1 protein-coding gene is annotated in these 1,092 nt (G+C 42.1%); it reads right to left on the bottom strand.

Going from position 1 to position 1,092, the window contains the following annotated elements; all coding sequences use genetic code 11:
• On the bottom strand, positions 1-1,092 hold a 1,092-nt coding region (locus tag ACFO5O_RS14705), incomplete at both ends, for an Ig-like domain-containing protein (RefSeq protein ID WP_387965156.1).

The following is a 1,092-nucleotide window of genomic DNA, read 5'->3' as shown; positions in this document are numbered from 1 at the left end:
TGGTATAAGCGTCATCGACCGCTACTGGGGCATCGTTTACCGCATTTACCGTGATGTTTTCATTCGCTGTAGCGGTGTCCGTTCCATCGGTAATCACATATGGGAAGCTTACCAATCCTGTATAGTTCGTTACTGGAGTGAAGGTAATCACGCCTGCGGCATCAATAGCTACCGTTCCGTTGGTTACAGGAATGGACTGTGCTGTTCCTGGAGTTAAGTTCGTTCCGTTAATCGATACGATACTTAAAGTATCGCCATCGGCATCTGTATCAGCTGTTAATGGTAATAACTGTACAGAGGTATCTTCATCTGTGGTATAGGCGTCATCAACTGCTACCGGTGTTTCATTTACTAATGTTACCGTAATATCCAATGTGCTACTGCTTGTGCCGCCATTTCCATCACTTATGTTATAAGTGACTTGCGGTACTGGTCCATTATAATTAAATGCGGGTACAAACTCATAACTACCATCAGCATTGATTGTTAAATCGCCTTCTGTTAAACTCTCGGTAGTACCAACTGTGTGTGTAATGCCTCCAATTACAAAGTTAGTTACCACTAATGTTTCATCTGCATTAGGATCTGTATCATTACTTAATAATCCTGATCCTGCTGCAACGGTTAAGGTCGTATTCTCTAAAGTACTATTCGTATCTGGGTTTGCTGTTGGTGGTAAAAATGTTTTTGGAACTTCTACCGTTACTAATGCTATATCACATAACCCTGAACCATCACAAACTTCGTACTCAAAGGTATCGGTGCCAACATTAAATCCTGGATTTGGTGTGTACGTAATTGTATCATCTCCATTGATCACTACCGTTCCATTTGTTGGTGTTGTTACAATACTTGACACGCTTAAAGTGTCTCCATCAATATCTGTATCATTCGTTAACACAGGGATAGTAACAGCTACATTAGGATCGGTCGTTGAAAGATCATCAACCGCCACCGGTGCGTCATTAACTGCATTTACCGTGATGTTTTCATTAGCCGTAGCTGTATCCGTTCCATCGGTAATCACATATGGGAAGCTTACCAATCCTGTATAATTCGCTGCTGGGGTGAAGGTAATCACGCCTGCGGCAT

It is taken from the genome of Geojedonia litorea, assembly GCF_042654525.1.
GTDB classification, from domain to species: Bacteria; Bacteroidota; Bacteroidia; order Flavobacteriales; family Flavobacteriaceae; genus Geojedonia; species Geojedonia litorea.
Note: the sequence above shows the minus strand (reverse complement) of the source record. Positions and strands in the feature narration are given on the sequence as shown.